This is a genomic window from Marinobacter zhanjiangensis (assembly GCF_014651935.1).
Taxonomy (GTDB): Bacteria; Pseudomonadota; Gammaproteobacteria; order Pseudomonadales; family Oleiphilaceae; genus Marinobacter; species Marinobacter zhanjiangensis.
The window spans coordinates 489,094-515,235 of record NZ_BMXV01000003.1; the positions used below are offsets into that span (position 1 = coordinate 489,094).

Below are 26,142 nucleotides of genomic sequence, written 5' to 3' on the forward strand. Positions count from 1 at the left end.
ATGGAATTTCCGGGCTGGGATTGTTTCCCCAGTCTGATCTTTTTGCAGTGCAGTCTGGAGTAAAGTAAATGAAAAGAAGTCTACTAGCGGGGCTTTTGACTCTGTTAATGCCGGCTCTGGTTCTGGCCGGTGAATACGACCTGACGGTCGATCGCGTCAAAATTGATACCGGCGATTTCGTCAAAGAGGGTATCGGATACAACGGTGCATCGCCGGGTCCGGTGATGCGCTTCAAGGAAGGTGAAAACGTCAGGATCAATGTGACCAACAACCTCGATGAGATGACCTCCATTCATTGGCATGGGTTGATTCTTCCCTTCGATCAGGATGGTGTGCCTGGTATCAGTTTCCCGGGAATCAAGCCGGGAGAAACCTTCACCTACGAGTTTCCCATACAGCAGGCGGGAACCTACTGGTTCCACAGCCACTCTGGTTTCCAGGAGCCTGATGGCGCTTATGGAGCCATTGTCATCGAGCCGAAAGGGCGTGAGCCGTTTCGGTATGATGAGGAATATGTGGTCCAGCTGACCGACAAGCATCCGCATTCTGGAGACCGCATTATGCGGAACCTTAAAATGATGCCGGATTATTACAATCGTGAACAGCAAACCGTGGGCGAGTTCTTCTCGGATGCGTCGAAAAACGGTTTGATGAACACCATTCAGGACCGTATGGCCTGGGGCGACATGCGGATGATGAAAGCGGATGTTGAGGATCTCCAGGGCTTCACCGGACTGATCAACGGTAAGGGGCCAGAGCAAAACTGGACCGGTATCTTTGAGCCTGGGGAGCGTATCAGGCTCCGGTTCATCAATTCCTCGGCGATGACGTATTTTGATGTTCGGATCCCCGGACTGGAAATGACTGTTGTTCAGGCCGACGGCAATAATGTTCAGCCCGTTAATGTGGATGAATTCCGGATTGGCGTGGCGGAAACCTATGACGTGATCGTGCGACCGAAAGATGAGCAGGCGTATACGATTTTTGCCGAGTCCATGGGCCGTTCGGGCTATGCCAGAGCAACACTGGCTCCGGAAGAAGGAATGGAAGCTGCAGTTCCCCAAATGCGTGAACCAGCACGTCTGACCATGGCCGATATGAGCGGCATGTCAGGTATGGATCACGGCGATATGGCCGGAATGGATCATGGGAACATGGATATGAGTGGCTCAGAGGGCGTGTCGGACATGGACCAATCTAACATGGAAGGTATGGACGACTCGGGTATGGCTGGCATGGACCATGGTTCTATGGCGATGGGCCAGGACGGGTCAGGCGATCCCTTTTACGCGAAGGGCAGTGGTCTGATGCCAATGGCGGCAAGTTCCTGTCCTACTCCGACTTGAAGGCTCAGGACCCGCGGTACGAACTTCGGGAGCCGACCCGGGAAATCGAGCTTCGTCTGACCGGTAACATGGAACGCTACATGTGGAGCATTAACGGTGTTAAATACGAAGATGCAGACCCTATTCGCCTGAAATACGGTGAGCGCGTTCGCTTCAAGTTTGTGAATGAGACGATGATGACACACCCCATGCACCTGCACGGTATGTGGTCCATCCTGGATGTTGGCGCAGGTCAGTGGAACCCGATCAAGCACACGGTCAGTGTACAGCCTGGAACCACGGTTTATATGGAAACCGAGGTAGATGAACCCGGGCAGTGGGCATTTCACTGTCACCTTTCTTACCACGCTGCGGCGGGCATGTTCCGCAAAGTGATCGTAGAGGGTGGTCCGGACTCGACTCAGGCAAAGACAGGCGTTGTGACCGAAGAAGGAGGTGATGCATGAGCCCTGTCCGATCCATTATCGCTGTCGGTCTACTTGGTTCGCTCATCTTCCCAGCCTCTGTGGCGGCTCAGGAAATGATTGCTGACACATCCGCACGAAAGCAGCCGCTAACGTCCTGGGGCGTCCAGTTTGAGGAGCTTGAATATCGCTACAGTGATAACGATGAAGAACTGGCAGTCTGGAATGCGGACTTCTTCTATGGCACTGATGAACTGAAAGTCCGGTGGCTGACCAAAGGCGAATACGCCATTGATGAGCAGGCCTACGAAGGGCTGGAAAACCAGTTGGTTGGGCAGGTTCCCATATCCGAATTCTTCGACGCCAAGGCCGGTGTAAGGTTCGATACCCCCGAGGGGCCAGATCGTACCTATGCCGTCCTGGGCGTTGCCGGGTTGGCGCCGCAGTGGTTTGAGATAGATGCCAATCTGTATCTGAGCGACGAGGGCGACACATCTGCCGGATTGGATGCAGAATACGAGTTGCTGCTGACGAATTACTGGATTCTCTCTGCAACGTTTGATGCGACCGTGGCATTCAGTGAAGACCGCGAAATTGGTGTCGGCAAAGGGCTGGTTTCCACCGAAACCGGTCTTCGGCTGAGCTATGACCTGGTGGATCGCGCTTTCTCACCTTATGTAGGTGTGGTGCATGAGCGTAAGTACGGGGACACCGCGGACTTCGCCGAAGTCGAGGGGGGTGGTACGGAAGACTGGTTTGCCGTGATCGGTGCCCGCATCGCCTTCTGATCTCGGTTTTAACGGGCCATGGCATTCCCCTGGCCCGTTTGTCGTCTATGATTTGATGCAGGTCAAATCCATCGCAAGCCTTTCCCCGGATTTCAGTAGCAATTCAGGTCGGGGTGTTGTGATAGAGGGGAAGCGACCAGACCAAGAGGTGCAACCCCATGACAAAAGCCCACAAACTTATCAATCAGGATCAGTTTCTGCTCCGCCGGAAACTGATCGTCGAAGGTCTTGACGAGAGCCAGTGGGATGATTTCATTCATGAGCTCAATCATCATCCTTGTGTCGACTTTGCTGAGCGCAAACCGAATGACCAATTGCAGGTCACCTATGATGGAACTCATTGGTCCATGGACGAGTTACTTGCAATGATCGAGGTCCACGGAGGCCGGTTAGAAGCTGGATGGTGGACCCGACGCAAACTGGCGTGGTACCAGTTTACGGATGACAACGTGCGGGCCAATGCCAAACATGAACCGTTTTGTTGTTCAAAAATCCCACCCATGAAGAGAAAATAGCCGGAGGTTGAATGAGCAGGGAGCAAGACAGAACCACTCGTTATCAGGAGGGTAGTCTTACCCTGCCGGGAACGGTCATGCTGGGCACCGGCGTCATGATTGGCGCCGGGATCTTTGCGCTGACCGGGCAGATGGCCCAGATGACGGGTGTTCTATTTCCGCTGGCGTTCCTGGCGGCCGCCTTGATTGTCAGCTTCAGTGCCTATTCCTACATCAAGATTTCCAATGCATATCCGTCTGCAGGCGGCATTGGCATGTATTTACACAAGGCCTACGGTAATCGGTTGCCAACTGCTTTCAACGCTTTGCTGATGTATTTTTCCATGGTCATCGCCCAGAGCTTTCTGGCCCGGACCTTCGGTTCCTACACCATGCAGCTTTTTGGTGGCGATGAAAGTGGACGAATGGTGCCCATTCTTGGGGTATCGCTGATACTGGCAGCATTTGTGATCAACCTGCTGGGTAACCGAATGATTCAGGGTGTGGCCTCCTTCATCGGTATTCTGAAGATCGGAGGCATATTGATATTCGGGCTGGTGGGTGTCTGGGTTGCCGACTCCATATCGGTTGACTTCTCGAACCCCGGAGACGCCGGAACAATGGGTAATTTCCTGGGTGCAACTGCGCTGGGGATTCTGGCCTTCAAGGGCTTCACCACGATTACCAACAGCGGCTCCGAAGTCATAGACCCTAAACGGAACGTGGGGCGGGCGATCGTTATTTCCATCGCAGCCTGTGTGGTGATTTACACACTGGTCGGATTTGCCGTTGCCAGCAATCTGTCGCTGGCTGAAATTATCGAAACGCAAGACTATTCCCTCGCCGCTGCTGCGCGCCCGGCACTGGGTGAATACGCTGTCTGGTTTACGGTTGCCATTGCCATGATGGCGACGGCAGGTGGCATTCTGGCCAGCATTTTTGCGGTATCGCGCATGCTGGCAATGCTTACCGAAATGAAGCTGGTCCCTCATCGGCATTTTGGAATGCCCGGCGACATCCAGAAGCATACCCTGGTATACACCGTCGTCCTGGGACTGATCCTGACAGCCTTCTTTGACCTCTCCCGAATTGCCGCGCTGGGCATCGTGTTTTATCTGGTGATGGATGTTGCCATTCATTGGGGTGTATTGCGCTATCTGCGCAAGGACATAAAGGCCAATGCCTGGATACCAGCCATAGCCATCATTCTTGATCTGCTCGCGCTGGGTGGCTTTGTCTGGGTCAAGCTGAACACCGATGCCTTCGTGATTGGCGTGGCCGTGGTCACGATGATTGTGATAGCGATTGCAGAGCTGATCTTCCTGAAGAAAACAGCGGGTATCGCGCCCCCCAATACTGAGCAATCTCATGCCCACCACCACCACTGAAACCAATCGTTAAAATGGAGGCTCGTACCATGATGGGAGATAACATGTTTGGGAATACCATGTGGGCAGGGCACTGGCTATGGATGCTGGTACTTGCCATTGTTGTGGTCATTCCGGCTTGGCGCATTTGCCAGCGTACGGGATACCCGGGTTGGATGGGCGTTCTGATACTGATTCCCGTCGTCAATCTCTTCTTGCTTTATTTTATTGCGTTCAGTGACTGGCGAATCGACAGAGACGGTGAAGGGAGATCTTGATGGACAGTCCGGAAAAACAGGCACGGCTGGAGCCACGAGAGCTTGAGTTGATCGTGCCTGGAATGAGGTCAGACCACTGCGCCGGTATTATCAGCAAGACGATTGGCCGCCTTGACGGAATCGATGCGATACAAACCAACATCGCCAAACATAGGGTGAGTGTCCGCTCCTTTGTGTCCGGGCCTGACGGAGAAGCCCTGAAACAGGCAGTGGAGAGTGCCGGCTACGATGTGGCCTCCGTCAGGGAGATTGGCGCCACGACATTCAGGGTGACTGTTCCGGGAATGGGGTCCGATCATTGTGCGGGCATTATCAAAAGCACACTTGCGAGACACGAAGGCGTTCAGACGACGTCAACCAATATCGCAAACCACACCGTAAGCGTGGTGGTCGGCCCGGGGGGGCCAACAGAACAGGAGTTGAAAAAGCTGATAGAGGGTGCCGGATATGATGTTGCCGCAGTCGCCCTTGAGGGAGATGCCAGCCAGGAGGAAGATTCAGCTGTTGAGGAAGCCTACCTGAAGCTTGCACTGCGGAGACTCTGGATCGCGGCAGTACCAACAACGCTGATCATGGTGTTGATGATCCCTCATATGTTCTGGCAGTCCATTCCGGGATATCTGGCAATTATTGCAGTGCTCGGCTTCCCCGTGGTGTTTCTTTATGGCGGTACCGCCACCCACAAGGCGTCCTGGCGCTCGCTCAAGAACCGCACCTTCAACATGGATGTATTGATTTCCATGGGCAGCCTGCCTCCCTACCTGATTGGTCTGGTGGGGTTTGTCTATCCGATGACCTCGTTTATCGAAATGGCCGCCACCATCATGACCTTTCATTTGCTTGGCCGGTACCTGGAAGCAAAGGCCAAGGGCAAGGCCTCTGAGGCGATCCGTAAGCTGCTTACTCTGGGAGCCAAGACCGCCCGAGTGGATCGGGATGGGGAAGAAGTCGAAATTCCAGTGAAGGAACTGGCTCCAGGCGACATCATGATTATCCGGCCTGGTGACAAGGTGCCTACTGATGGTGAAGTGGTGGATGGTGAGAGTCATCTGGATGAGTCCATCGCCACCGGTGAATCGGTTCCCGTCTACAAAAGCACCGGCGACACCGTTATTGGAGCCACCATCAACAAGGAAGGTCGTCTGAGGGTCAAGGCTACCCGCGTTGGCGGTGACACCTTCCTGGCACAGGTGGTGAAGCTGATCGACGAGGCCCAGGGATCCAGGGTGCCGATCCAGGAGTTTGCAGACCGCATGACCGGTCGTTTTGTGCCGCTGGTTCTTATTATCGCCCTGGGCAGTCTTGTTGTCTGGCTGCTGGCGGCGGATACACTCCGACCAATTCTCGAATGGGGAGCGGTTTTCTTACCGTGGGTAGACCCCACGGCCACTACGCCGGTGCTGGCTATTCTCGCGGCGATAGCTGTGCTGGTGATTGCCTGCCCTTGCGCCCTGGGCCTGGCAACGCCGACTGCGCTGATGGTGGGTTCAGGCGTCGGGGCCGAGCGGGGTATCCTGATTCGCTCTGGTGAGGCCATCCAGACTTTCAAGGACGTCAAGGTGATGGTTCTTGATAAAACGGGCACCATTACCAGGGGGGAACCGAAGCTTACCGATGTAGTACCAGCCGATGGCATTTCGGAAACAGAGTTGCTGGAGCTTGCCACCGCAGTAGAAAATGCGTCGGAGCATCCCATTGCCCGCGCCATTGTGGACGGTGCCCGGGAGCGTGGTATCAAGCCCGGAAACGTTGTTGATTTCCGCTCCACCGGCGCCAGAGGTGTGTCGGGCACGGTCGGTGAGAGCACCGTGCTGATTGGTAACCGTCTCCTTCTTGAAGAGCAGGGCGTTGATGGGCTGGATGCCCTGGACAAGAGTCTTTCCGACCTTGAGGACCAGGGCAGAACCGCCGTTATTGTTGCCCGTGACGGCGAGGCCTGCGGGATTGTCGCGGTTGCCGATACGCTCAAGGACGAATCGGTGGCAGCCATTCGCGCGATGCACGAGCAGGGGCTGCACGTAGTGATGATTACCGGTGACAACGAGCGTGCAGCCAACGCCGTTGCCCGTGAAGTTGGCATTGACGAGGTTCGCGCCGGGGTGCTACCGGAAGGCAAGGTGGATGCCATTCGGGAACTGCAGGAAAAGTACGGCAATCATGTTGCCATGGTGGGTGATGGCATCAACGACGCCCCGGCCCTGAAACAGGCTAATTTCGGCATTGCGATAGGGGCTGGCGCGGACGTGGCCATAGAGGCTGCGGATGTAACCCTGGTGCGTGGGGAATTGTCTGGCGTTGTCGACGCCATGGTGTTGTCCCGTGCCACGTTTAAAAAGATCGTTGAGAATCTGCTGTGGGCCAGCGGATACAACGCCGCGGCTATTCCGATAGCAGCGGCGGGGTTGCTGCACCCGATGATTGGTGTCGTGGCGATGACTGTCAGTTCGCTATCGGTTATCGGTAATTCAATGTTACTGCGCCGGCGTTACGAAAAGGATCATCGATAGGCCGAATGAGGTGAGAGAGAGAGTGGTTTGATTCCTGTCATATTCATGTTTGGTGCATCCCGGCCATTCAGGCTGAGTTCAGCAAACCGTGATTTACTTTATGGGTGCGCCTTTACCATAGATTTCCGGTAACGATTGGTGCGTGAAATCGTGGGTGAAGCTCAAAAAAGGAAATGGATATGGCATTTAGTCGTCGATACTGGATTACCCTGTCGGTCTTTGGTGTGATAGCTCTGGTGCTTCTATGGGGCGAACACAAAGTTCACGTGCTAGGGGCTTTGCCCTGGTTAATCCTTCTGCTTTGTCCGTTAATGCATATTTTCATGCATGGCAGCCACGGCCACGGTGGAGGTCATGCCGGACACCAGCATGGTCCGGCGAAGGATGATCACCGTGAGCAATGAAACAACTGACTACGGGCTCTGGAGCCTGGTCATACTGAATTCTGCTGTTTTTATATTTTTTGCGTTCAGCTTTTTCAAGCCCAGAACGAAACGGGACTGGCGCTCATTTGGCGCCTTCAGCGCCTTTCTGGTCGCCCTGTTCACCGAAATGTATGGCTTTCCCTTAACACTCTATTTCCTGGCCGGCTGGCTGCAAAGCAATTATCCGAATGTGGACTGGTTTTCTCACGAAAGCGGACATTTGCTGGAAATGCTATTCGGATGGCAGGGATCTCCCCACTTTGGTCCGTTCCATTTTCTGAGCACGGCTTTCATAATCGGTGGCTTTTATCTGATCGCCGCCGGCTGGCGCACACTCTACGCGGCTCAGAAAGAGGGCAAGCTCGCTACCACTGGGCTTTACGCTCGGGTGCGCCATCCCCAATATGCTGGCTTCGTACTGGTTATGTTTGGTTTTCTCGTGCAGTGGCCGACACTGCTCACTTTGGCGATGTTCCCGGTGCTTCTCTGGATGTATTCACGTTTGGCGGTTCACGAAGAGCGAGAAGTCGAGAAAATGTTCGGGGACACCTGGCGAAATTACGCCGATAAAACACCTCGGTTTATTCCGCGTTTAGGAAACCTGAGCGAACGTGCGTAGTTTTGTGCCACCAAGTGTGAACCAGGTGCGGTTGTCGGCTTCTGCAATCGCTTGCCGTAGGTTACCGGTTCGTCGCGTTAACTGACCTCTGGCTACAGTCATGATGGCAGCAGTAACGATAGCCACATTGGTTCGTTACGGATCGTGTGGTCAGCGCAACCAAAAGGCTTCCAACGAGCTACGCATCCAGCAGGTCAACGCAGATTCGATGTTTTCTTCGTTGACGAAATGATGTGGGGAATTTCGGAATCGAGTTCCCTGCTGACCTGAAATACCGGGATCCTGAATTATGAACGCATCTGTTAGCCATGGCGGTGCATGGGGCATCGCACTTATCGTCATCGTACTGGTGTCCTGGTTCTTCTATCGCTACTTTGCACCAAAAAGCTGGCGCGAGTGGGCCGGTGCCGGCGCTGTGCAGGCCTTTATCATCGCTCTGTATGCGGAAATGTACGGCTTCCCGCTCACCGTTTACCTGCTGGTCCGTTTCTTTGGCCTGGACAGTGAGTTCGTCAGTGCAAGCCTCTGGTCCTCGCTGGTCGGGCTGGGCGAAATCGGTATGCTTGTCTCAATGCTGCTTGGCTATGCTATCGCGTTCACCGGCATCGGTCTGTTCATTCAGGGGTGGCGTCAGGTGTACCGGGCACGCAAGGAAGACAAACTGGTTACCGACGGGCTTTATGCGTATGTGCGACATCCCCAGTACACGGGTTTGTTCATCGCGCTATTCGGTGAGGGCGTAGTGCACTGGCCGACGCTGTTTTCCATCGGTCTGTTCCCGGTGATCGTACTGATATACGTCTGGTTGGCGTATCGTGAGGAGAAGCAGGTCATCGCCCGGTTTGGAGATGCTTATCGCGCCTATCAACGACAGGTTCCCATGTTCATCCCCCGCTGGGGTCAGTGGAAGCAACTTGCGAGTGCCTCAAGGGGCCGCGGTGACCAACAGGACTCCAGGTGAGGGTTGCCAGAGGAGCCAGTTGCCGACAAGGCGTGTAACTTGTGACACTTCCGGGCTCGGTCATACTACTGATCACTGTCAGCGAAATTGTCGAAAGGAGCCGTCTACAATTCGGCACGACTTCAAAGACGCATGGTTGCAGGAACTGGAGAACAGATGATGAGCGTTTTGGAGCAATACAGTTTGCTGCCCGCCCTGGTGATCGGTATCGCAGGTACCGTATCCTGCCTGTATGGGCTTGCTCGCGCGATAGGGCCCACACGCCCGGAGCCGGTCGCCACCACAAGGGGTGACAAAGATGGCCGAATTCATCGGGTGGAGTGCGCGGCACTGGCTATGATATCGACCCCGACCTGCAACGTCACGGGAAGGGCGCGGACGTGGGCTGATACCTTCTTTGCAAACAGGAAGTAGGCGCCAGACCCTGGTAGGGGCCAAGGCCGCTCGGGCATCCGCGCAGTGTCTCTGTTCCGACGGGCCCGGCCTCTCGCCATTCTGTCCATTCCATTCCATTGTACTGCTGCCTTCCGGTCTTGCTACAACACCAATCCCCGCCATCATAGTCGAATAAATATATCTTCTTTTTGGTATCCGGAATTCAGCGTGGTTTCAGCTCTGTATGATTTACTCAGCTCGTTTAATCTTGTTGAAGAAAAAAAGGTTCAATCGGTTTCATCGTCATCTTGAGTTGGTTAAGCCGCACGATGAACGCCTTAATCCATCCCCCGATCACACTGGGAAAACCAATTGATTAGAAGCAAGTCCATTCCCATACACAGAAATCGGAGGTTCAATGCTTAAGTATCCACAAATCGACCCGGTAGCGATTTCGTTGGGCCCACTGAAGATTCACTGGTATGGTCTGATGTACCTTGCTGGTTTTCTGGCCGCCTGGTGGCTGGGCCGCCGCAGGGCTCATCGATTGGGCTTGAGCGCCGAGGCTATCGAAACGCTGATTTTCTATTGTGCCATTGGCGTAATGCTCGGGGGGCGTTTTGGCTACGCGCTATTTTACGGCTTCGAACAATTGACCGACAATCCGCTTTGGCTATTCAAGCTCTGGGAAGGCGGCATGAGCTTCCACGGCGGTCTTACCGGGGTCTTGGTGGCGGCCCTGGTTTTTGCCAGCAAGCATAATCTTCGGTTTTTCCGGCTCACGGACTTTATTGCACCCCTGGTTCCGATCGGTTTGGGCGCAGGGCGTCTGGGTAATTTCATAAACCATGAGCTACCAGGGCGGGTCACTGATGTACCCTGGGCTATGTCGTTCTCGCACATGGGGCCAGAGCTACGACATCCTTCAGCGTTGTACGAGTTCGCGCTGGAGGGCGTCGTATTGTTTCTCGTACTGTGGTGGTTTACTAGCCAGCCTCGTCGAACTGGAGCCGCGTCCGGTTTGTTCCTGTTGCTTTACGGGGTTTTCCGTTTTTCTGTCGAGTTTGTCCGCCTCCCCGATCCGCAGCTGGGGTTCATTGCCTTTGGCTGGTTGACTATGGGGCAGTTGTTAACTCTACCAATGATTATTGGCGGACTTGCCCTGATTGGTTGGTCCAGATATCAGCCAATTGGCGCGACGAAGGCCTCGACAGCCTGACATCGCCCTAACTGCGAAATTAATACATCTCGCTCTTCCGACACGGCCCTACAAACCCAAGGGTAAATCCGAAGCGGAAGTGGACGTCCAGATCTTTGAACTCCAGGTCCTGGCGCCGTTGATCCGCATCAAACAGGACGATGATTGGGTATGGTTTTCAGTTCTGTTTCAGTTTGGCATGTTCAACTCAGACTGAAGCAATTTCTTAGTCGCAAGTGTGCAAGCGTCGTTCATTTGGCGATAAAGAACCATTCCCTCGCTCTGATCACAAGGTAACTTTATGAAACCCCAATCGCGCAAGCGGTGGTTTGCAGGCCTTACCGCCATGCTTTTGATGAGTCTCTCGCTGACGGTATCGGCGGGCAGCAACCGCGCCTTCATTCCCATGGGGACGGCAGATTCCGTAGGTGTCATGGATCTGGAAAGCCATCGCTTGACGTCGACGATCTCTGGCACGGTCAATACCCATGGTTCCGCGCTGACTCCCGATGGTCGCTACCTCATTGCGGGCAGTTTAACTGCCCATGAAAATCAGGAAGCGCCGGCGCGTCCTGAGGGGGTTACCGAAGACGAACACGCCGCCCATCATGGGGGAGGGGGCAATGCCGCTCCGAAAAGGTCAGGTACTGGTCGGATCTACGTGGTCGACACAAGAACAAGCGCTATTGATCGCGTGTTTGAAGTGCCGGGGCCGGTACACCATGTTCTGGTAACAACAGACGGCCGCTATGCTATTTCCACCCACCCGATGGACGGTGGTATCAGTGTTGTCGATCTGGATTCCGGAGAAGTCGTTGAAGTCCTGGCCACCGGGCCTTCTCCCAACTACATGGCGACGACGGAGGACGGTCGGTCCATATTCGTCAGTAATACTGGCAATGGCACCGTCAGTGAAGTGGATACCCGGGAATGGTTCGTAAAACGGAATCTCCGCATAGGCGGGGGGCCGGAGCACATGGTAATCGACCCTGACGAAGAACATCTCTACATCAATGACGCTGCCGCTGGTCAGGTTGTTGCCCTTGAGCTTTCAGAAGGCGTTGTAACGACAAGGTACGATATAGGAGAGGAGCCTCATGGTCTCGGTCTGAGTGCGGATGGACAAGTTCTTTATGCGTCCAGTACGGGCAATGAACGCATCGTCCGTATAGAGCTTGCCCTCAACTCCCGCAAAAGTGTGAAGTTGGTTCCGGCTCCCTACCACCTGGCCGTTTCCCATAAGGATGGCAACATTCTTGTTACCAGTCGCGGCGAGGCCAAACTTTGGGTGTTAGATCCGGTGTCCCTCGACATCGTTGATGACGTGCCGCTGGAAGGGATTGGTCACCAGATATCGATTGAGGCTCCCTGACTGATACGGGGAGGGTTTGGCGTTTCTCCTGAGGGGACATAAGGTGCCAGCTTAAGCCTTACTCCTCTGTGGTGTAGGTGAGGGAGCCATTGATGAGTCAATCATTATCGATGAGTACCATTGCCGGAATGGTGCTCGTCGCATTTCTCTGGGCGATCTGCTTTCTCTTTATTGTGGTGGGCTTACCAGACGCGCCGCCTTTGCTGAGCAATGAGTGGTACCCCCGGCAGGACTCGAACCTGCTACCTTCCCCTTAGGAGGGGGACGCTCTATCCAGATGAGCTACGGGGGCCTTTCGCTGGGAAGGCCGGTATAATAACGGGGTGGCGCCTGTCTCTCAAGGTGGGGGCCGAATTTCCGCGATTTTCCTGTGGTTTCATTCACTTTTTGCCCCGGAGCAGCTTGTGCCGCGGTCGACTGCTGTCAGCATTATTGTTCCCGTTCTGAACGAATCTGCCTCCATTGTGCCTGCCCTCGAGCGCCTGTCAGCCCTGCGTGATGCCGGTGCTGAGGTGATCGTGGTGGATGGAGGCAGTGCCGACGATACGGTGGCACTGGCAACGCCGTTGTGTGACCGGGTAGTGGACTCGGACCGGGGCCGCGCCCTGCAGATGAACCGCGGGGCGGCCGAGGCGACGGGCGAGGTGCTGTTGTTTCTGCACGCGGATACGGTGCTGCCGGAAGGCGCGGATCAGGCCCTGGAGGCATTCCGCCCCAGTAACCACGCCTGGGGACGGTTTGATGTGCGTCTTAGCGGCACCCGTCCACTGTTCCGGCTTATCGCCTTCATGATGAACCTGCGCTCCCGGCTGACGGGTATTGCCACCGGGGACCAGGGCATTTTTGTCCGCCGGTCGTTGTTCGAGGACCTGGGTGGGTATCGTGAGTTGCCGCTGATGGAGGATGTGGAGCTGTGCCGCCGCCTTCGACGGGTCTCGCGGCCATTCTGTATCGGTACGCCGGTGATAACGGACAGCCGGCGCTGGGAACAGCTGGGGGCCTGGCACACCATTGTGCTGATGTGGCGTCTGCGCTGGCGTTACTGGCGGGGCGGGGATCCGGCCGAGCTTGCGCGGGCCTACCGGGCGGATGTCCGCCACCCGGGTTCACCGACCAAGAAAAAGGGAGCCAGTGACCGATGACGTCTGGCGTGCAGCTGATCCAGTTCGCCAAGTGGCCCCAGCGTGGCCGCGTGAAAACCCGGCTGGCGAGTGCCCTGGGGGACGAGGGCGCCCTGGATGCCCATATCCGCCTGACCCTGACGGTGATGGAGCGACTGGTCCAGTCTGGGCTCCCCGTTACCCTGGCTTGGGACAGGGCCATGAAAGAGCCCCCGGCAGAAGCTGAGCCCATCCTGAAAGCCATGGCCGCAAGCAGGGTGGCGCAGTCAACCCAGCAGGGCGCGGACCTTGGGGAGCGCATGACCCGGGCGCTTGCCAGTAGGTTATTGGAGACTGACATCGCCATGGTGGTGGGCAGTGATTGTCCTTCGGTGGATGCAGCCTATATTGAGCAGGCGCGGCAAGCTTTGCGGCAGGCGGATGTGGTCTTCGGGCCATCGGATGATGGCGGTTATGTGTTGATTGCGGCGCGGCGTACACAGCCGGAGATGCTACAGGGAGTGGCGTGGGGCAGTGAGGATGCACTGGAGCAGAGCGTGGCTGCCGTCCGCAACGCCGGACTCGGGGTTGCTACCCTGAGCCCGCTCTGGGATGTGGACGAGCTGGCGGACTGGGACCGGTTCCTGAAGGAATTCGGTCAGTCGTCTACCGGGGGTTGATTGCGCAGTGTCTTTACCAGTTCGTCGGATGTCGTAGCGTCTGCGCTGGTGGTGACCAGCAGGCTGGCGTCCAGCTCGCGCAGGGCGGCATCGAAGGTGGCCAGCAGCTCGGCCTTGCTGACCTCCCCGATGGCGTCAGCCAGTTCTTCCCGGGAATCGAAGTCCGTAGCCTGCCGGTCAATCTCCCGCCAGTAACGCTGTGATACGTCTGAAAGCCGACGATCCTGCTCCATCAGATTGCTGATGACTGCCTGTCTCTCCTGTTGCAGAGCCTCTTCTGACATGGTTTTCAGCTCTTCCCGGAAGGAGTCTGCGAACGCCTGCACCGCTTCGTCGATGGTGTCTGCGCTGGCGTCGGGCGACTGCACGACCAGCCCGATGGCCGGTGTCTCCAGCATTTCAAACGGTGTGGCGTAGACCGCGTAGCCCAGCTGCCGGGTGGTGCGGATCTCCTCGTAGAAGGCGCCACTGATGACCTGGGTAAGGAGGCGATAGCGGGCACGTTCGTCAAACCCGGTGTTACTGCCCTGGCTGTAGCGTAAGTAGCCGGTATCCGGATGTGGTACGGGCAGGGTTATCCGGGTTTCGCCGTCGGGAAGGTCCCGAACCTGGCTGCGGTTGACGACGACCTGTTGCGAGTCCTGGAGTAACAGGGCGTCAGTCTGTTGGGCGGTATTCAGGGCGAAGGCCCGCGTAGCGTTGCCGTGGACCAGCATCACTGCGTCGACCCGTGCAGTGAACGAGTGGGCGAACTCACGCAGGTCTTCCACCGTCACGGATTCGGCCGCCGCCAGTCTTTCCGGGGCGGTCCAGGCGCCCTGAACCAGCGCGTCCTGGACGAACGCGGAGGCCTGAGCCACGGGCTTGTCCTGCAGGCTGTTCCGTAGGTCGTCCATCAGCTGCTGGCGGGCGATGCGGAAACGCTGTTTGGTGATCTCCGGATTGGCCAGGGTGGCCATGATCCGGTTCATCAGCACCGGCAGCCGGTCATGGTAGCCGCCAACGCGGACGGTCAGGCCGCGGAGGTGTGGATACACCTGATAGTCGAGGCCGGCAATCTGCGCGGGATAGGCCCAGGGGTTGAGCTGCACGGAAACGGCCTCCGCCAGCAGGCTGGTCAGCACCTGCCCACGGGGTGAGGCCGTGGTCAGCGGTGACCGCAAGCTGAGGAAGATATTCGCCTCTGGCCGTTCAAAGCGGGTATCCCTGGCGTGCCAGATCTCCAGGTTATCGAAGGTGGCCAGCTTTGCCGGCTGATCCATGGATGACCCTTCCAGAACAGCCAGGTCTTCCGGAATAAAGGGGTTCTGGTTCGGAAGCGCCAGTTGATCGGCCAGCTGGGCCGTCACCTCATTACCAGTGGGTACGTCGATGTCGGTCTGAAACAACCGGTAAGGGGTGTCATACCATTGGGTCGTGCTGGCATTTTCCGGCAGGTCCTGGTTGCTTTGTACGGCGATCAGTACGTTGTCCGGGGTCAGATGTCCGAGCAGCTCACGGTACTGGTCGGGAACATAGTCGGTCATCATGTAGCTGGCCTGCAGTACATCTTCCGGTGCCACTTCCTGCATCTCCATGGACAGGCGCATGGCCAGGTGCAACGGGTCCGGGCGCTGCTGGAAACGGAAATCGATTTCCGACAGCTGCCTGTCCTCCTCGAACCGGAAGCGGTCAATGCCTTCCTCGCGGACCAGTTCGATATAGTCAAAGGCCAGCGCCACGATCTCGTCCTGATGGTTCATGCCCTCGCTGGTCAGGGACATGCTCAACTCAAGGGTGGAATGCTCGCCGGTATCGGTACCACTGCCGGCGGACAGGCTTTCCACCCAGCCACGGCGCTTGAGTACGTTCAGCAGACTGCCCGGGCCCTCGTGGCCAAGCAGGCTGGCTACGTAATGCAGCGGCTTGGTCCGGTACTGGTCCCGTTGTGAGGGGATGGGGAAGATCAGCTGCAACCGCCGGATATCCTTGATGGTCTGTACCTGCAGGCGCGCGGGCAGGCTATCCGGCGCAAACAGCGGTTGGGGGTGGTCCTTCACGGTGAGGTTGCGGTTGTCGATGGCACTGAAGCGGGGGCGCACCATGGCCTCCAGCTCATCCAGGGACTGGGGACCGTAAACCGCCAGGGTCATCAGGTTGGCGGAATAGTGGTTCTTCCAGAACTCGATCAGGTCCTCCCGCAGGGGGCGTTCCTCGGAGTTGGCCAGGGTTTCCAGGTTGCCTACGGAAAACTGGCTGAAGGCATGCTCCGGATTGCTGATGGCCTTGCGGACGGAATAGTAACGGCGCCCGTCATCCTTCAGTGAGGCGCTGTATTCCGAGTGCACCGCGTTGCGCTCACGATCCACCAGCTCGGCGGTGAACAGCGGCGCGGAAAACTGCTGGGCGAAGCGGTCCAGGGCCGGCTCCAGGTGCGTGGGCTGAATATCGAAAAAGTAGTTGGTGTCCTGGAAGGCGGTGAAGGCGTTGTGGCTGCCGCCATGGCTGCGGATGAACTGCTGGTATTCACCGGGGTTGGGATACTTCTCGGTACCCAGGAACAGCAGGTGCTCCAGGAAGTGGGCCAGGCCTTCCCGGTCTTCCGGGTCGTTACCGCTGCCCACGGATACGTTGAGGGATGCCGCTGCCTTGTCTGCCCCGGGGTCGGATATCAGCAGTGCTTCGAGACCATTGTCCAGACTGATGTAACGGTACTCGTTGTCGTCCGCCGGGCTTTTGACTGGCTGGATGGCCGCCTGTGCAAGGGTGGCAAACCACAGCAGGGCGAACAGGGCGGTAATGCGGGCAAGGCTCATTGGGGCGACGGGCGTCATCCTCATTCAGTGCGTCCTTCCTGGGTGTCAGATGTGGGTTCGGGGTGGCCGGTCAGTGCATCCGGCCTTGGCTTGCAGCGTTCGGGGTCTGGTCGAGTGTAATGCGCGTCAGAGTGGCCGCATCCTCGTTGCCCAGTTCACCGGACGCGATACGCTCCAGCACTGATGCCATCACCTCAATGGCCTGGCGTTGCTCGGCAAACTCGGACTGGAAGGCATCGTCGATGGCTTCGTATACCGCCTGGATCTTCTCTTCCCGGCTGCCGCTGTCGGTGGCGGTGTCGTTGATGGCCTTCAGGCAGGCGCGTGCAATGGAAATATAGCGATCAGCGTTGTCCTGGCTGGGCATTCACAGGTCTCCTGGTTAAATCGGCCGCTTGGGCAGCAGTGTTGGTACTTAAGGACAGGGATTATCGCATCTGGTTCCCTTTCATGCATGCATCGTGCATGCGAACCCGGGATCCTGTTCGACCGCAGGTGAAAAGTCTGCTTTCTGGCATTTGAGGAATCGCCGGGATGACATACAGTATGTGTAAGTATGTGAAGGATAAAAACAACCCAAGGGCATAACAGTCATGAACTATTTTCTGACAGGCGGCACCGGCTTCATCGGCCGGTTTCTGGTCGAAAAACTGCTGGCACGGGGCGGCAACGTCCACGTGCTGGTGCGCAAGGAATCCCTGGACAAACTGGAAGCATTGCGGGACCGGTGGGGCAATGGCTCTGAGCGGGTGCATGCAGTGACCGGCGATCTGAACGAACCGGGCCTGGGTCTGGATGCCAAGACCCGCAAGGCGCTGGCGGGCAAGGTGGACCATTTCTTTCATCTGGCGGCGGTCTATGACATGACGTCGGACGAAGCTGCCCAGCAGCAGGCGAATGTCGATGGTACCCGGCACGCGCTGGAAGCGGCCGGAGCGCTCAAGGCCGGCTGCTTTCATCATATCTCGTCCATTGCCGCGGCAGGCATGTACAAGGGCACCTTCCGGGAGGATATGTTTGACGAGGCCACCAGTCTCGATCACCCCTATCTGAAGAGCAAACACGAGTCCGAGGGCGTGGTGCGTGATGAATGTCAGGTGCCCTTCAGACTCTATCGCCCCGGCATGGTGGTGGGCCATTCCCGCACCGGCGAAATGGACAAGGTGGACGGGCCCTATTACTTCTTCAAGCTGATCCAGAAGGTGCGCCGCGTGCTGCCGGAATGGGTGCCCACCATTGGTGTTGAGGGCGGACGGCTGAATATTGTGCCGGTGGACTATGTGGTGGATGCCCTGGACCATATCGCCCACCTGGATGGTGAAGACGGCAAGTGCTTCCATCTGGTGGATCCGCAACCGTACAAAGTGGGGGAAATCCTCAACATCTTCTGCGAGGCGGCCCATGCCCCGCGCATGGCCCTGCGGGTGGATTCGCGGATGTTCGGCTTTGTGCCGCCCTTCATCCGGCAGTCGCTGAAGAGCCTGCCACCGGTGAAACGACTGACCTCGGCGGTACTTGACGACGTGGGCATACCCGAGTCGGTGCTGTCTTTCATCAACTACCCGACCCGGTTCGACAACCGGGAATCAGAGCGGGCCCTGAAGGGCAGTGGTATCGAGGTGCCACGCCTGACGGATTATTCCGCCGTGCTGTGGGATTACTGGGAACGCAACATGGACCCCGAACTGTTCCGGGACCGCAGTCTGCGCGGGGCAGTGGAGGGCAAGGTCTGTGTGATTACCGGGGCCACGTCGGGCATTGGCCTGGCCACGGCGGAAAAACTGGCGGATGCCGGCGCCATACTGGTGATCGGTGCCCGTAAGCCGGAACGGCTGAAAGAGGTGACCAGCGCTCTGCAAAGCCGGGGTGCCGAGGTGCATTCCTATCAGTGCGACTTCTCCGATATGGAGGCCTGTGATGGTTTCGTGGCGCAGGTGCTGGCGAATCACGGCGCGGTGGATGTACTGATCAACAACGCCGGTCGCTCCATCCGCCGGTCACTGGCGCTGTCGTTTGATCGTTTCCACGATTTCGAGCGCACCATGCAGCTCAACTATTTTGGTGCGGTTCGCCTGATTATGGGATTTGCGCCGGGGATGCTGAAGCGTAAGCGGGGACATGTGGTCAACATATCGTCCATCGGCACGCTGACCAACGCCCCCCGTTTCTCGGCCTATGTGGCCTCCAAGTCGGCGCTGGATTCGTTCAGCCGCTGTGCGGCGGCGGAGTGGTCGGACCGGAACGTGACCTTCACCACCATCAATATGCCACTGGTGAAGACACCGATGATCGCGCCTACCAAGATCTACGATTCGGTGCCTACCCTGACACCGGGTGAGGCAGCCGACATGGTGACCGAAGCCATTATCCACCGGCCCAAGCGTATCGCCACCCGGCTGGGTACCTTCGCCCAGGTCACCCACGCGGTGGCGCCCAAGCTGGGGGAAATCGTGATGAACACCGGCTACCGCATGTTCCCGGACTCGCCACCCGCCAAAACCAGGCGGGCGGATCAGCCCAAGGCAACGTCTGAGCAGATCGCGTTTGCGGCGCTGATGCGGGGTATCCACTGGTAGGTGTCCAGTCGTCAGGGAGGAGCCGGCCTATAGATTGGCCGGCTTTTCAGACTCGGGCGGTTCCGCACTGGCTTCCGGCAGTGGAAAGCCGCCCAGGGCCTTCCAGCGGTTGACGATGCCGCAGAACAGGTCGGCGGTTTTTTCCGCGTCATAGGCGGCGGAATGGGCTTCCCGGCTGTTGAACTCCAGCCCGGCCCGTTTGCAGGCTTCCGCCAGAACCGTGTGGCCATAGGCCAGGCCCGCCAGTGTGGCAGTATCGAAAGTTGAGAACGGGTGGAATGGGTTGCGCTTGATGTCTGCGCGCTCCGCTGCCGCAAACACAAAGTTGTGGTCGAAGGTGGCGTTGTGGCCGACCAGCACCGCCCGTTTGCAGTCGTGGGCCTTTATCGCCTTGCGGATAGGGTTGAAGACTTCCCGCAGGGCCTCCGCCTCGTCCACCGCCCCACGGTCCTCGGCCCAGGGGTCGATGCCGGTGAAATCCAGTGCCGACTGCTCAAGGTTGGCGCCTGCGAACGGCTTGACGTGCTGTGAGATGGTTTCTCCCCGCTGCAGCCAGCCATCCTCGTCCATGGTGATCAGCACCGCCGCTACTTCCAGCAGGGCATCGGTGCGCGAGTTGAAGCCACCGGTTTCCACATCAACCACCACTGGCAGGAACCCCCGGAAGCGGCGGGCCATGGGATGGGTTTTCTTGCTGGCTTCTTCAGTCACAACGTCTCCAGATTCGGATCGACCACGGGCGGAAATCAGGCCAGGCGCCAGCGCAGCGTTTCGCCGGCTCGCAAGGGTACAATGGTGCCACCGGCCAGGGGCAGCTGCTCCGGTACGGTCCAGGGGGCACGCTTCAGGGTGATGGTGTCGGTATTGCGGGGCAGGCCATAGAAATCCGCCCCGTTGAAGCTGGCGAAAGCCTCCAGTTTGTCGAGCACGCCAAGGTCCTCGAACACTTCCGCGTAGAGCTCAATCGCGGCGAAAGCGGAATAGCAGCCGGCACAGCCGCAGGCGGTTTCCTTTTTGTCCCGGGCGTGGGGGGCGGAATCGGTGCCCAGGAAAAAGCGGCGGTCACCGCTGACCACGGCGTCCCGCAACGCCTGCTGGTGGACATTGCGCTTGAGTACCGGCAGGCAGTACAGGTGAGGGCGGATACCGCCCACCAGCAGGTGGTTGCGGTTGTACATCAGGTGTTGGGGCGTGATGGTCGCGGCCAGCCGGCCCTCGCCGTGTTGCTGGACAAAGGTGGCGGCATCGCGGGTGGTAATGTGCTCCATAACCACCCTCAGTGTGGGGTGGCGCTCCATCACCGGGGCCAGGACCTGATCGATAAAGGCCTTCTCGCGGTCGAAGATGTCCACGTGGTCGTGAGTGACTTCGCCGTGGACCAGCAACAGCATGCCGCTCTCGGCCATGGCGGCCAGGGCCTGGTCGATCTCGGCAATATCCCGCACGCCGGAGGCGGAATTGGTGGTGGCACCGGCGGGGTAGAGCTTGGCTGCCGGAATGCCGGCACTGACCGCTTCACGGATGTCATCCGGGGTGGTGGAGCCGGTCAGGTACAGGGTCATCAGCGGGTCGAAGCCGGTGTATCCGCCCCGGGCTGCGAGAATCCGGTCACGGTACGCCATGGCCTGTTGTGCAGTGGTCACCGGTGGTGCCAGATTGGGCATGATGATGGCGCGGCCAAAACGTTCCGCCGTGGCCGGTACCACATCCGCGAGCACCTCACCGTCCCGCACATGCAGGTGCCAATCGTCGGGTCGAGTGATGGTGATCTGATCGGTCATGGTGCGTTTACTCCGCTGACGAGATTCTGCTGACTCAAAAACGCCGCGAGTATACCAGAAGGTCAGGGCTAAAGAATCCGCCGGTCCGGCCGATACGCTACTCAGGTGCACCTACAACGGAAATCCGAATACCGCCATGGTCAGATACGATCGTTCAGCAAAGACACCAAAAACCAGAGGCTTGCCCGTGCGGCGAACCCTGCTGGCGCTGCTGGTTGCCGGTGGCCTGGGCACGTCGATGGCTGTGGGTGCGCGCAGTTTCGGTGCCGGGCTGGAAAACAGTGAATGGTACCTGTCCGAATCCGTGTTCGACTGCACGCTGACCCACGAGGTGCCCGGTTATGGCCGCGCGGTATTCCGGCACCGGGCGGGGGAAGATCTTGGCTTTTATCTCGAGGCGGACTTGCCGCTGATGCAGCCGGGGCGAGGATTGCTGGTGGTGGAGGCGCCGGCCTGGCGACCGGGTGAGCCCACGCGGCGGCTGGGCTACGTGCAGATCAGCGACAGCCGCAAGGTAATGGATGTGGGCAACCGTGAGGCCATGGCCATGATGGAGGGGCTACTGTCCGGAATGGCGCCGACGGTGACCCGTCAGGCCCGCTACCAGGGTGAGAAAGTCAGGGTCAGGCTGTCCAATATCAACTTCCGTTCCCGGTTCGATGGCTATCGCCGCTGTGTCACTGGTCTGTTGCCGGTCAATTACGACCAGATCCAGCGCTCCCGGGTGCCGTTCGTGTCGGGCAGTACATCGTTGGCGGACAGTGATCGTCAGCTGCTGGAAAATATCGCCACCTATGTGGCGGCCGACCCCGCAGTGACTCGACTATTCGTGGATGGTCACTCCGATCGTTTCGGCAGCCGTATACAGAACCGTGCCTTGTCCGAAGAGCGTGCCCAGGCGGTGGCGGACTATCTGATTGAGGTGGGGGTGCCGGCAGACATGATCGTGATACGGTCCCATGCGGACCAGTACCCGGTGTCCAGTAATCCGGCTGACAACCGTCGCACCAATATCCGCCTGGAAAGGGAAGGTGACAACTCGGGAACCCAGCGCGCCGACAGCGACGCCTTTGGTGGCGCCAGCGGCTGAACGGACATCAAGGAAGGGTACCAGGTACTAACGCCCGGCCCTGACCAGTTCGCCCACATGGGCGCCGACGCTTTCTGCCAGCGCTTTCAGGTGGTAGCCACCCTCCAGGGTCGAAATCAGCCGGTCGTTGGCATACTCCTTCGCCAGCCCCGTCAGCATTTCCGTCAACCAGCGGTAGTCACCGGTTTCCAGGTTGGTTTCCGCCATGGGATCGAGCCGGTGACCGTCAAATCCGGCTGACACCAGGATCAGCTGAGGCCTGAACGCCTCCAGTTTGCTGACCCAGCCTTCCTCCACCCGCTTGCGATACTCGGGCCCGTCACATTCCGCGGGAATGGGCACGTTCACAATATTGTCCGGCAGCCGGTACACATGTGAGTGGGGATAGAACGGGTGCTGGAAGCTGGAGCACATCAGGATGCGCTCGTCACCCTGGACGATATCCGCCGTACCATTGCCCTGATGAACATCGAAATCCACGATCGCGACCCGCTCCAAATGGTGGAACGTCAGCGCTCGCATGGCTGCCAGGGCAACATTGTTATAGAAACAGAAGCCCATGGACTTGGCCCGCTCGGCGTGATGCCCCGGTGGACGCGCGCAGATAAAGGCATTGGTTACCTGGCTGCTGAGCACCATGTCCACTGCCTGGATATTCGCCCCGGCCGCCAGCCGGGCGGCCCGCAGGGTATCCGGCATCAGCGCGGTATCGGGATCGGTGAACACTCGTCCCTTGGTGGGCTGCATCAGGTCGAGCTGGTGCAGGTACTTCTCGGGGTGGACCATCAACAGCTGGTCGCGGGTAGCTTCGTCGGGCCGGACCCAGTCCAGTTCCTGATCGAGGCCGCTGTCTTCGATGTAACTGATGATGCGACTGAGGCGCTCCGGTGATTCCGGGTGCTCGGCGCCCATGTTGTGCCTGGCGCAATCGTCGTGTGAGAAAAACGCAGTAGTCATGATATTGGTACGGTCCTGACGGCGCTGGTCTTGATGTTATTAACTTAATGGTAACAGGGATAATGGCGTCGCGCTGTGTTTCTTTGGTCGTAGTGGGCCCTGATAACGCCTGGCCCAAATCAATGGAGGAATTCGTTTTACATCAAGGAAGCAGCGCCTAAGATAGGCTGTATTCCATGGCGTGAATGTACGAAGGAGATAGCATTTTGGGCACCCGTTACCTGGAAAGCCTGTTCAACCCGTCCTCCATAGTCGTGGTGGGCGCCTCGGAGCGCGCGGATAATCTGGGGGGTATGGTGCTCCGCAACCTGCTGGGGGGTGGCTACCCGGGGCGGATGCTGGTAATCAACCAGAACGGCTATGAATCCGTGCATGGTGTGCCTTGCGTGTCCCGCGTGTCGAAAATGGAGTTCAGCCCGGAACTGGCCATTGTCTGTACGCCGCCCGATACGGTGCCCAAGGTGGTGCGACGGCTGGGCCGGGCCGGTGTGCGAACCGCCATGGTGATGACCGGGGGCATGTCCCGAGCCCATTCCAGAACCGGCCAGCCACTGATGTATTCGGTGGGTGATGCGGCCCGGGAAACGGGCATACGGGTTCTGGGCCCCAATACCATCGGCCTGATGGTCCCGGCCCGCAGCCTGAACGCCACTTATGCCCATATGGGCGCCTTGCCCGGCAAGGTCGCATTCGTGGGGCAGTCCGGCAGCGTGGCCAGCTCGGTGATTGACTGGGCCTTTGCCCGCGGGGTGGGTTTTTCCTACTTCCTGACCCTGGGCGACTCCATGGACATCGACCATGATGATCTGATCGACTATCTGGCCCAGGACTCCCAGACCCGCGCCATTCTTCTGCACATCGAGAACATCCCCAACCCCCGCCGTTTCATGTCGGCGGTACGGGTGGCTTCGCGCACCAAGCCGGTCATCGCCGTGAAGAGCGGGCGGGTACCGGCGTCGGAATGGTTCCGCCACGAACTGCCCGCCGGCCTGAACCGCAGCGATCCCATCTACGACGCCATGCTGCAAAGGGCCGGTGTGCTGCGGGTCGACGGCCTGGGGCAGATGTTCGACGCCCTGGAAACACTGACCCGCATGCGCCCACTTAAGCGCGAGTCACTGGCCATCATGGCCAATGGCGTGGGCCCCGGGGTGCTGGCGGTGGACCGGCTGGCGGCTCTGGGCGGTGAGCTGGCCACCCTGTCGGGCAAGTCCATCGACGCGCTGGCGGAGATCCTGCCGCCCTACTGGACCCGCAAGAATCCCATCGACCTGAACTACGACGCCTCCCCGGATCTTTACGCCAAGGCCATCCGCATACTGGCGAAGGACACGGAAGTGTCCAACGTGCTGATCATGTACGCCCCCAGCCTGACCGAGGACAGCCTGCAGATTGCCGACGCGGTGGTGCAGGCGGTCAAGGGCACACGCCTGAACGTATTCACCTGCTGGCTGGGGCAGAGCACTGTGCTGGACGCCCGGGACGAGTTCTATCGCGCCGGGGTGCCATCATTCTTCTCGCCGGAAAAGGCCGTCATGGCCTTCATGCAGCACGTTAACCATCAGCGGGTCCAGAGGCTGCTGGGAGAGACGCCGGAGTCCTTCACCGACCATTTCGCGGACCATTCCAGTACCCGCCGTATAATCGTCAACGCCAGGCGGCAGGGCAGGAATCACCTGTCCAACCATGAGGCCCGGGACATTCTCAACGACTACGCCATCAATACCGTACCCACGGTGTACTGTGACGATGTCGAGGAAGTGCTCGAAGCTTTCGCCGTGGAGCGACGCCCGGTGGATGTCGCGCTGCTGCACCAGCACGCCTGCCATCCGTTCATGGAGTACCAGAGTGGGCAGGGGCGGTACCGATCCACCATCCATGGCCTGACCAACGAGAACGACATCATCGATTCCTGCCGGCAATTGATGGAAGACTACCAGAAGCACTTCCCGGACAGCGGCTTTCTGGGGTTTGCCGTGCAGCGCTCCTACAAGCATATCGACGGCATCGCCTTCAGCGTGGGCATCACCCGGGATCCGCTGTTTGGCCCGCTGGTGGTGTGCGGCGCCGCCGGCGCCCAGATCAGCGTAATGACCGACCGTCAGATTGCGTTACCGCCCCTGAACATGGTGCTGGCCCGGGAACTCCTGCGGCGCACCTACATGTCGCGGCTGCTGGAGGAGTACAGCACCGAGCCGGAACGGGACATCCGTGCTATCTGCGAGATATTGATTACCCTGTCGCAGATCGTCATTGATCAACCGGAAATCCGCGGCCTGGAGATCTCGCCGTTGCTGTTTGACCGCGACAGCACCCTGGCCGTGGACGTGGCCATCGATCTCGCTGACAGGCCGGGGATACCGATTATCCAGCCCTACCCAAGGGAGCTGGAAGAGTGGATGGTACTGCCCAAGTCCGGCCGCCGGGTGATTATCCGGCCGGTGCTGGCGGAGGATGAACCCGCCCATCGGGCATTCCACGAACACCAGTCGCCGGAATCCATCCGCTACCGTTTCTTCCAGTTCCGCAAGCACTTTTCCCGGGAAGATGTGGCCCAGATGGTACAGATCGATTATGACCGGGAAATGGTCTTCATCGCCAACGCGCCGCGGGAAGACGGCGAAGGGGAAGAAACCCTGGGCACCGTGCGGGTATGGACCGACGCGGACAACCTGCGTTGCGAGTTTGCGGTGATGGTGCACGACAAGATGAAAGGCGAGGGTCTGGGCGTGGCCTTGATGCAGAAGATGATCGACTACTGCCGCTCCCGGGGCACCATGGAAATGGTGGGCAACGTACTACCGGAAAACCGCCCGATGCTGAAGCTTGCCGAGCACCTGGGTTTCAAGATCCAGTACAACCGCGAGGAAGAGGTGATGGATCTGAAGCTTGTGCTGAATGAGCCCGAGAAGGATTGGCAGCGGGAAAGGCTGGCCCGGGCTCATCATTAGTTTTGGAGGCTACCCGGTAGTTTGACGGGGCGGAGGCAGGAGGCTCTTTCCGGGACCTTCAAAAACAGGGGTGGAACG

Annotated in this window: 20 protein-coding genes, 1 tRNA gene and 1 pseudogene; 16 read left to right on the forward strand and 6 right to left on the reverse strand. The window is 58.5% G+C overall.

The annotated features are described in order from the left end of the window. Positions 1-68: 68 nt before the first annotated feature. From IE079_RS08925 to IE079_RS08975, 11 genes and pseudogenes are all read left to right on the forward strand, one after another. Positions 69-1,792 (forward strand): annotated as a pseudogene (locus IE079_RS08925) (copper resistance system multicopper oxidase). Further along, the gene (locus IE079_RS08930) at positions 1,789-2,538 is read left to right on the forward strand and encodes a copper resistance protein B (protein ID WP_189575537.1); all 750 of its coding nucleotides are present in this window, start codon (positions 1,789-1,791) and stop codon (positions 2,536-2,538) included. The pseudogene IE079_RS08925 and the gene IE079_RS08930 overlap by 4 nt, the downstream one beginning before the upstream one ends. Before the next feature lie 158 nt (positions 2,539-2,696). Continuing rightward, positions 2,697-3,053: a hypothetical protein gene (locus IE079_RS08935; protein ID WP_189575539.1), complete on the forward strand. Its 357-nt coding sequence runs from the start codon at positions 2,697-2,699 to the stop codon at positions 3,051-3,053. 11 nt (positions 3,054-3,064) lie between these two features. After that, a complete protein-coding gene (locus tag IE079_RS08940) occupies positions 3,065-4,420 on the forward strand; it encodes an APC family permease (protein ID WP_189575542.1) in 1,356 nt (451 codons plus the stop codon). 29 nt (positions 4,421-4,449) lie between these two features. Next, positions 4,450-4,677 carry a hypothetical protein gene (locus tag IE079_RS18965; protein WP_189575544.1) on the forward strand — a complete coding sequence of 76 codons (228 nt, stop codon included), beginning with the start codon at positions 4,450-4,452 and terminating at the stop codon, positions 4,675-4,677. Continuing rightward, on the forward strand, positions 4,677-7,184 hold the full coding sequence (locus IE079_RS08950; RefSeq protein WP_189575546.1) for a heavy metal translocating P-type ATPase: 2,508 nt from the start codon (positions 4,677-4,679) through the stop codon (positions 7,182-7,184). Before IE079_RS18965 ends, IE079_RS08950 begins: the two co-directional genes overlap by 1 nt. Positions 7,185-7,363: 179 nt before the next feature. Continuing rightward, positions 7,364-7,588 (forward strand): DUF2933 domain-containing protein, encoded by a 225-nt coding sequence (locus IE079_RS08955; protein ID WP_373296192.1) that lies wholly within the window; start codon positions 7,364-7,366, stop codon positions 7,586-7,588. Further along, entirely contained in the window at positions 7,578-8,228 is a 651-nt protein-coding gene (locus tag IE079_RS08960; protein ID WP_227712399.1) for an isoprenylcysteine carboxylmethyltransferase family protein, read from the forward strand. Before IE079_RS08955 ends, IE079_RS08960 begins: the two co-directional genes overlap by 11 nt. A 289-nt stretch (positions 8,229-8,517) precedes the next feature. Further along, positions 8,518-9,189 (forward strand): methyltransferase family protein, encoded by a 672-nt coding sequence (locus IE079_RS08965; RefSeq protein ID WP_189575550.1) that lies wholly within the window; start codon positions 8,518-8,520, stop codon positions 9,187-9,189. Between the two features lie 793 nt (positions 9,190-9,982). Next, complete coding sequence (lgt, locus tag IE079_RS08970) at positions 9,983-10,783, forward strand: prolipoprotein diacylglyceryl transferase (protein ID WP_189575552.1); 801 nt, start codon at positions 9,983-9,985, stop codon at positions 10,781-10,783. A 280-nt stretch (positions 10,784-11,063) separates the two neighbouring features. Continuing rightward, a complete protein-coding gene (locus tag IE079_RS08975) occupies positions 11,064-12,134 on the forward strand; it encodes a YncE family protein (protein ID WP_189575555.1) in 1,071 nt (356 codons plus the stop codon). A 215-nt stretch (positions 12,135-12,349) separates the two neighbouring features. Here IE079_RS08975 and IE079_RS08980 read toward each other — a convergent pair. Continuing rightward, a tRNA-Arg gene (locus IE079_RS08980) sits at positions 12,350-12,426 on the reverse strand. A gap of 112 nt (positions 12,427-12,538) precedes the next feature. Here IE079_RS08980 and IE079_RS08985 point away from each other — a divergent pair. After that, positions 12,539-13,276: a TIGR04283 family arsenosugar biosynthesis glycosyltransferase gene (locus IE079_RS08985; RefSeq protein ID WP_227712400.1), complete on the forward strand. Its 738-nt coding sequence runs from the start codon at positions 12,539-12,541 to the stop codon at positions 13,274-13,276. Continuing rightward, complete coding sequence (locus IE079_RS08990; protein ID WP_189575557.1) at positions 13,273-13,914, forward strand: TIGR04282 family arsenosugar biosynthesis glycosyltransferase; 642 nt, start codon at positions 13,273-13,275, stop codon at positions 13,912-13,914. The genes IE079_RS08985 and IE079_RS08990 overlap by 4 nt, the downstream gene beginning before the upstream one ends. Here IE079_RS08990 and IE079_RS08995 read toward each other — a convergent pair. Both IE079_RS08995 and IE079_RS09000 read right to left on the reverse strand, forming a co-directional pair. After that, complete coding sequence (locus tag IE079_RS08995) at positions 13,893-16,727, reverse strand: insulinase family protein (protein WP_444543417.1); 2,835 nt, start codon at positions 16,725-16,727, stop codon at positions 13,893-13,895. The two genes, IE079_RS08990 and IE079_RS08995, sit on opposite strands and share 22 nt — an antisense overlap. Positions 16,728-16,779: 52 nt before the next feature. Beyond that, positions 16,780-17,076, reverse strand: coding sequence for a hypothetical protein (locus IE079_RS09000; RefSeq protein WP_189575561.1), 297 nt, complete (start codon positions 17,074-17,076; stop codon positions 16,780-16,782). Positions 17,077-17,302: 226 nt separating this feature from the next. On the opposite strand from IE079_RS09000, the gene IE079_RS09005 reads away from it, so the two are divergent. Beyond that, entirely contained in the window at positions 17,303-19,285 is a 1,983-nt protein-coding gene (locus tag IE079_RS09005; protein ID WP_189575563.1) for an SDR family oxidoreductase, read from the forward strand. 27 nt (positions 19,286-19,312) lie between these two features. On the opposite strand, the gene rnt is transcribed toward IE079_RS09005, so the two are convergent. Together rnt and pyrC are read right to left on the reverse strand one after the other, a co-directional pair. Next, on the reverse strand, positions 19,313-19,963 hold the full coding sequence (gene rnt, locus IE079_RS09010) for a ribonuclease T (protein WP_227712416.1): 651 nt from the start codon (positions 19,961-19,963) through the stop codon (positions 19,313-19,315). A 68-nt stretch (positions 19,964-20,031) separates the two neighbouring features. Next, on the reverse strand, positions 20,032-21,066 hold the full coding sequence (pyrC, locus tag IE079_RS09015; RefSeq protein WP_189575566.1) for a dihydroorotase: 1,035 nt from the start codon (positions 21,064-21,066) through the stop codon (positions 20,032-20,034). Positions 21,067-21,253: 187 nt separating this feature from the next. On the opposite strand from pyrC, the gene IE079_RS09020 reads away from it, so the two are divergent. Beyond that, positions 21,254-22,156 carry a flagellar protein MotY gene (locus tag IE079_RS09020; RefSeq protein WP_227712401.1) on the forward strand — a complete coding sequence of 301 codons (903 nt, stop codon included), beginning with the start codon at positions 21,254-21,256 and terminating at the stop codon, positions 22,154-22,156. 27 nt (positions 22,157-22,183) lie between these two features. Here IE079_RS09020 and IE079_RS09025 read toward each other — a convergent pair whose 3' ends face one another. Next, the gene (locus IE079_RS09025; RefSeq protein WP_189575568.1) at positions 22,184-23,113 is read right to left on the reverse strand and encodes a histone deacetylase family protein; all 930 of its coding nucleotides are present in this window, start codon (positions 23,111-23,113) and stop codon (positions 22,184-22,186) included. A gap of 206 nt (positions 23,114-23,319) precedes the next feature. Between IE079_RS09025 and IE079_RS09030 the strand changes: the two genes are divergently transcribed. After that, positions 23,320-26,064 (forward strand): bifunctional acetate--CoA ligase family protein/GNAT family N-acetyltransferase, encoded by a 2,745-nt coding sequence (locus tag IE079_RS09030; RefSeq protein WP_189575570.1) that lies wholly within the window; start codon positions 23,320-23,322, stop codon positions 26,062-26,064. Positions 26,065-26,142: the final 78 nt, after the last annotated feature.

Excerpts from the sequence above, each read along its gene's own strand:
- IE079_RS08930 (WP_189575537.1), top strand. The coding sequence starts at position 1,789 with ATGAGCCCTGTCCGATCCATTATCGCTGTCGGTCTACTTGGTTCGCTC.
- IE079_RS18965 (WP_189575544.1), top strand. The coding sequence starts at position 4,450 with ATGATGGGAGATAACATGTTTGGGAATACCATGTGGGCAGGGCACTGG.
- IE079_RS08975 (WP_189575555.1), top strand. The coding sequence starts at position 11,064 with ATGAAACCCCAATCGCGCAAGCGGTGGTTTGCAGGCCTTACCGCCATG.
- IE079_RS08955 (WP_373296192.1), top strand. The coding sequence starts at position 7,364 with ATGGCATTTAGTCGTCGATACTGGATTACCCTGTCGGTCTTTGGTGTG.
- IE079_RS09025 (WP_189575568.1), bottom strand. The coding sequence starts at position 23,113 with ATGACTACTGCGTTTTTCTCACACGACGATTGCGCCAGGCACAACATG.
- lgt (WP_189575552.1), top strand. The coding sequence starts at position 9,983 with ATGCTTAAGTATCCACAAATCGACCCGGTAGCGATTTCGTTGGGCCCA.
- rnt (WP_227712416.1), bottom strand. The coding sequence starts at position 19,963 with ATGGCCCGCCGCTTCCGGGGGTTCCTGCCAGTGGTGGTTGATGTGGAA.
- IE079_RS08965 (WP_189575550.1), top strand. The coding sequence starts at position 8,518 with ATGAACGCATCTGTTAGCCATGGCGGTGCATGGGGCATCGCACTTATC.
- IE079_RS08990 (WP_189575557.1), top strand. The coding sequence starts at position 13,273 with ATGACGTCTGGCGTGCAGCTGATCCAGTTCGCCAAGTGGCCCCAGCGT.
- IE079_RS08935 (WP_189575539.1), top strand. The coding sequence starts at position 2,697 with ATGACAAAAGCCCACAAACTTATCAATCAGGATCAGTTTCTGCTCCGC.
- IE079_RS09000 (WP_189575561.1), bottom strand. The coding sequence starts at position 17,076 with ATGCCCAGCCAGGACAACGCTGATCGCTATATTTCCATTGCACGCGCC.
- IE079_RS09005 (WP_189575563.1), top strand. The coding sequence starts at position 17,303 with ATGAACTATTTTCTGACAGGCGGCACCGGCTTCATCGGCCGGTTTCTG.
- IE079_RS08940 (WP_189575542.1), top strand. The coding sequence starts at position 3,065 with ATGAGCAGGGAGCAAGACAGAACCACTCGTTATCAGGAGGGTAGTCTT.
- pyrC (WP_189575566.1), bottom strand. The coding sequence starts at position 21,066 with ATGACCGATCAGATCACCATCACTCGACCCGACGATTGGCACCTGCAT.
- IE079_RS08950 (WP_189575546.1), top strand. The coding sequence starts at position 4,677 with ATGGACAGTCCGGAAAAACAGGCACGGCTGGAGCCACGAGAGCTTGAG.
- IE079_RS08995 (WP_444543417.1), bottom strand. The coding sequence starts at position 16,727 with ATGACGCCCGTCGCCCCAATGAGCCTTGCCCGCATTACCGCCCTGTTC.